The sequence below is a fragment of the Corynebacterium antarcticum genome, from assembly GCF_016595285.2.
Classification (GTDB): Bacteria; Actinomycetota; Actinomycetes; order Mycobacteriales; family Mycobacteriaceae; genus Corynebacterium; species Corynebacterium antarcticum.
The window spans coordinates 1-5645 of sequence record NZ_JAENIP020000006.1; the positions used below are offsets into that span (position 1 = coordinate 1).

Here is a 5645-nt window from a genome sequence, read left to right on the forward strand (position 1 = left end):
CGTGATGTTTGAGAACTCGATAGTGTGCCAATGTATCTTGCCGGCAGGTGGGACCGCTTTTGGGTGGTTGTGTCTGTTGGTTGGATTGTTTTTTTGATTCGTTTCCGGATCATCCATGGTCGTGGCGTGTGCCGGGGAGTGTAAGTCGCTTCCTTAATCGACCGCTGTCGGGCGCTCACTGTGTGTGGGTGTTTGTGGTGGTTGTTGACTGTGGTGGTTGGGACGGATGTTTTGTGGTGCGTTTGTTTTTCCTCGTCGAATGACGCGTGCCACTTGGCGGATGTTTCATCTGCTTTTTGTTTTTTTGGACAATCATTTTTGACATTGCCCGGTCTTTGGGTCGGGTGGTGTTGCTGGTTGTTTGTTTTGTCAGGTTTTGGGCTTTTCTTATTGCTTAAAAGCTTTTATGGAGAGTTTGATCCTGGCTCAGGACGAACGCTGGCGGCGTGCTTAACACATGCAAGTCGAACGATGAAGCGGTGCTTGCACCGTGGATTAGTGGCGAACGGGTGAGTAACACGTGGGTGATCTGCCCTGCACTTCGGGATAAGCCTGGGAAACTGGGTCTAATACCGGATAGGACCGCATCGTTAGTGGGTGTGGTGGAAAGGTTTTTCCGGTGCAGGATGAGCCCGCGGCCTATCAGCTTGTTGGTGGGGTAATGGCCTACCAAGGCGTCGACGGGTAGCCGGCCTGAGAGGGTGTACGGCCACATTGGGACTGAGACACGGCCCAGACTCCTACGGGAGGCAGCAGTGGGGAATATTGCACAATGGGCGAAAGCCTGATGCAGCGACGCCGCGTGGGGGATGACGGCCTTCGGGTTGTAAACCTCTTTCGATCACGACGAAGCGAGAGTGACGGTAGTGATATAAGAAGCACCGGCTAACTACGTGCCAGCAGCCGCGGTAATACGTAGGGTGCGAGCGTTGTCCGGAATTACTGGGCGTAAAGAGCTCGTAGGTGGTTTGTCGCGTCGTCTGTGAAATCCCGGGGCTCAACTCCGGGCGTGCAGGCGATACGGGCATAACTTGAGTGCTGTAGGGGAGACTGGAATTCCTGGTGTAGCGGTGAAATGCGCAGATATCAGGAGGAACACCGATGGCGAAGGCAGGTCTCTGGGCAGTAACTGACGCTGAGGAGCGAAAGCATGGGGAGCAAACAGGATTAGATACCCTGGTAGTCCATGCCGTAAACGGTGGGCGCTAGGTGTGGGTCCCTTCCACGGGGTCCGTGCCGTAGCTAACGCATTAAGCGCCCCGCCTGGGGAGTACGGCCGCAAGGCTAAAACTCAAAGGAATTGACGGGGGCCCGCACAAGCGGCGGAGCATGTGGATTAATTCGATGCAACGCGAAGAACCTTACCTGGGCTTGACATGTGCAGGATCGGCGCAGAGATGTGTCTTCCCTTGTGGCCTGCATGCAGGTGGTGCATGGTTGTCGTCAGCTCGTGTCGTGAGATGTTGGGTTAAGTCCCGCAACGAGCGCAACCCTTGTCTTATGTTGCCAGCACGTTATGGTGGGGACTCATGAGAGACTGCCGGGGTCAACTCGGAGGAAGGTGGGGATGACGTCAAATCATCATGCCCCTTATGTCCAGGGCTTCACACATGCTACAATGGTCGGTACAGTGGGTTGCGATACCGTGAGGTGGAGCTAATCCCTGAAAGCCGGTCTCAGTTCGGATTGGGGTCTGCAACTCGACCCCATGAAGTCGGAGTCGCTAGTAATCGCAGATCAGCAACGCTGCGGTGAATACGTTCCCGGGCCTTGTACACACCGCCCGTCACGTCATGAAAGTTGGTAACACCCGAAGCCAGTGGCCCAACCCTTGTGGGGGGAGCTGTCGAAGGTGGGATCGGCGATTGGGACGAAGTCGTAACAAGGTAGCCGTACCGGAAGGTGCGGCTGGATCACCTCCTTTCTAAGGAGCTTTTCTTTATCATCTCCTGCACTGTTGGCCCGTGCCGCCGGTTGGTGGTGGGGCTTGTGGGTGGTGACGGTTGGTTTGTGGCGGACGAGTGTTCCGCACGCCGGCCGGACATTATTAATCGGGTGGAGACACGCCGATACGCGATGCTGGATGTGTCGTCGGAGACTTTGAGGTAATCAGAAAAATTTCGTTGGTGCACTGTCGGGTGTCTGGGACATTATGTTCCCGGTGTTGCGGCCATGTGGCCTGCCGGCCTTTTTGGGGTTGGTTGGGGTTCGTGGTTGGTGTTGTTGTCAGAACTGGATAGTGGACGCGAGTATCTTTATTTTTTGTTTCGTCGAGAATGTGACCATTGATGGTCGTTCTTAGTGTTTTGTGTGTTTTGTTTGTAAGGGCACACGGTGGATGCCTTGGCATACTGAGCCGATGAAGGACGTGGGAGGCTGCGTTAAGCCTCGGGGAGCTGTCAACCGAGCGTTGATCCGAGGATGTCCGAATGGGGAAACCCGGCCGTCGTTGTGGGCGGTCACCCGCCGGTGAAGAAAATAGTCGGTGTGGGGGTAACGCGGGGAAGTGAAACATCTCAGTACCCGCAGGAAGAGAAAACAACAGTGATTCTGCTAGTAGTGGCGAACGAACGTGGATTATTGGCTAAACCGTATGCGTGTGATACCCGGCAGGGGTTGCGTGTGCGGTGTTGTGGGGCGATGGCGTTGTGTGGTCTGCCGGCCGCGCCTGGTGAGTGTCTGTGTGTTAGCGGAAGTGGTTTGGAATGGCCCGCCGTAGACGGTGAGAGTCCGGTACGTGAAAACACCCAGCCTGTCAGTGTCGTCGATACCCCGAGTAGCAGCGGGCTCGTGGAATCTGCTGTGAATCAGCCGGGACCACCCGGTAAGCCTGAATACTCAGTGTGACCGATAGCGGAATAGTACCGTGAGGGAATGGTGAAAAGTACCCCGGGAGGGGAGTGAAATAGTACCTGAACCCGTGTGCCTACAATCCGTCAGAGCCTCCTTCGGGGGGTGATGGCGTGCCTTTTGAAGAATGAGCCTGCGAGTCAGCGGCATGTCGCGAGGTTAACCCGTTCGTGGGGTAGCCGTAGCGAAAGCGAATCCTAACTAGGGTGTTTTAGTGGCATGTCCTGGACCCGAAGCGGGGTGATCTACCCATGGCCAGTGTGAAGCGACGGTAAGACGTCGTGGAGGCGCGAACCCACTTAGGTTGAAAACTGAGGGGATGAGTTGTGGGTAGGGGTGAAAGGCCAATCAAACTCCGTGATAGCTGGTTCTCCCCGAAATGCATTTAGGTGCAGCGTTGCGTGTTTCTTGCCGGAGGTAGAGCTACTGGTTGGTTTAGCGGGACTACAATCTTAGCGACATCAGCCAAACTCCGAATGCCGGTCAAGTGTAAGCGTGGCAGTGAGACTGCGGGGGATAAGCTTCGTAGTCGAGAGGGAAACAGCCCAGATCGCCGGCTAAGGCCCCTAAGCGTGTACTAAGTGGAAAAGGATGTGGGATCGCGAAGACAACCAGGAGGTTGGCTTAGAAGCAGCCATCCTTGAAAGAGTGCGTAATAGCTCACTGGTCGAGTGGTTCTGCGCCGACAATGTAGTGGGGCTCAAGTACACCGCCGAAGCCGCGGCAGCGACACCTTTTGGGTGTTGTTGGGTAGGGGAGCGTCGTGCATGGATTGAAGCTGCCGGGTGACCGTGTGGTGGACTGTGCGCGAGTGAGAATGCAGGCATGAGTAGCGAATGATGAGTGAGAAACTCATCCGCCGGATGACCAAGGGTTCCTGGGTCAAGCTAATCTTCCCAGGGTGAGTCGGGACCTAAGGCGAGGCCGACAGGCGTAGTCGATGGACAACGGGTTGATATTCCCGTACCCGTGCACATGCGCCCATGGTGAATCAGTGATACTAACCGCCCAGAAGCGTTTCGCCACTTTCTTTGATTGTGGTGTTTCGTGGATGCGTGGGACCTGATCTGGTAGTAGCCAAGCGATGGGGTGACACAGATTGGTAGTCGAGCCACTTATTGGATTGTGGTGTAAGCGTGCAGCCCGGGGGATAGGTAAATCCGTTCCCCGTTACATGGGTGAGGCGTGATGCGTACCCTTTATTGGGGATGTCGATGATCCTGTGCTGTCGAGAAAAGCCTCTAGCGATGTGTGTGTGCGGCCCGTACCCCAAACCGACACAGGTGGTCAGGTAGAAAATACTAAGGCGATCGGGTGAACTGTGGTTAAGGAACTCGGCAAAATGCCCCCGTAACTTCGGGAGAAGGGGGGCCATGACGGGTCACCGGTCCTTGCGGCTGGTTGGCGTGTCGTGGCCGCAGAGAATAGAGGGAAGCGACTGTTTACTAAAAACACAGGTCCGTGCGAAGACGATAAGTCGATGTATACGGACTGACGCCTGCCCGGTGCTGGAAGGTTAAGAGGACCTGTTAGACCCACTTGTGGGTCGAAGCGGAGAATTTAAGCCCCAGTAAACGGCGGTGGTAACTATAACCATCCTAAGGTAGCGAAATTCCTTGTCGGGTAAGTTCCGACCTGCACGAATGGCGTAACGACTTCCCTGCTGTCTCAACCACAGGCCCGGCGAAATTGCAGTACGAGTAAAGATGCTCGTTACGCGCGGCAGGACGAAAAGACCCCGGGACCTTCACTATAGCTTGGTATTGATGCTCGGTTCGGTTTGTGTAGGATAGGTGGGAGACTGTGATCATGCGACGCCAGTTGTGTGTGAGTCGTTGTTGAAATACCACTCTGATCGAATTGGGTATCTGTTAACCTCGGCCCGTGATCCGGGCCAGGGACAGTGCCTGGTGGGTAGTTTAACTGGGGCGGTTGCCTCCCAAAGAGTAACGGAGGCGCCCAAAGGTTCCCTCAGCCTGGTTGGCAATCAGGTGTTGAGTGTAAGTGCACAAGGGAGCTTGACTGTGAGACTGACAGGTCGAGCAGGTACGAAAGTAGGGACTAGTGATCCGGCACCGGCTTGTGGAAGCGGTGTCGCTCAACGGATAAAAGGTACCCCGGGGATAACAGGCTGATCTTCCCCAAGAGTCCATATCGACGGGATGGTTTGGCACCTCGATGTCGGCTCGTCGCATCCTGGGGCTGGAGTAGGTCCCAAGGGTTGGGCTGTTCGCCCATTAAAGCGGCACGCGAGCTGGGTTTAGAACGTCGTGAGACAGTTCGGTCTCTATCCGCCGCGCGCGTTGAAACTTGAGAAAGGCTGTCCCTAGTACGAGAGGACCGGGACGGACGTACCTCTAGTGTGCCAGTTGTCACGCCCGTGGCATGGCTGGTTGGCTACGTACGGAAGGGATAACCGCTGAAAGCATCTAAGCGGGAAGCCCGTTTCAAGATAAGGTTTCGTTTGAGGTTCCCCATAGACCATGGGGTTGATAGGCCGGATCTGGAAGCACAGTAATGTGTGGAGGTGACCGGTACTAATACACCGAAACAAAACAACACATGCGTATGAAACATCAGGTTTTCGTTGCTCGCGTCCACTAGCCAGTGTCTGGCACCAACACCAGCACACATATTTTGTGTGTGTGACACCTTTTTGAGATGTGTCGGTGGTTTTAGCGGTGGGGAAACGCCCGGTCCCATTCCGAACCCGGAAGCTAAGCCCACCAGCGCCGATGGTACTGCATGCGGGAGCGTGTGGGAGAGTAGGACACCGCCGACACTACAACTTCACA

Annotated in this window: 3 rRNA genes; all 3 read left to right on the plus strand. The window is 55.4% G+C overall.

The annotated features are described in order from the left end of the window. Positions 1–403: 403 nt before the first annotated feature. The 3 genes from JIM95_RS11265 to rrf all read left to right on the plus strand — a co-directional run bounded on the left by JIM95_RS11265 (position 404) and on the right by rrf (position 5632). A 16S ribosomal RNA gene (locus JIM95_RS11265) occupies positions 404–1924 on the plus strand. Between the two features lie 387 nt (positions 1925–2311). Further along, positions 2312–5410, plus strand: a 23S ribosomal RNA gene (locus tag JIM95_RS11270). Between the two features lie 105 nt (positions 5411–5515). Continuing rightward, positions 5516–5632: ribosomal RNA gene (gene rrf, locus JIM95_RS11275) — 5S ribosomal RNA — on the plus strand. Together the 16S, 23S and 5S rRNA genes form the textbook arrangement of a ribosomal RNA operon. The last annotated feature ends 13 nt before the right edge of the window (positions 5633–5645 follow it).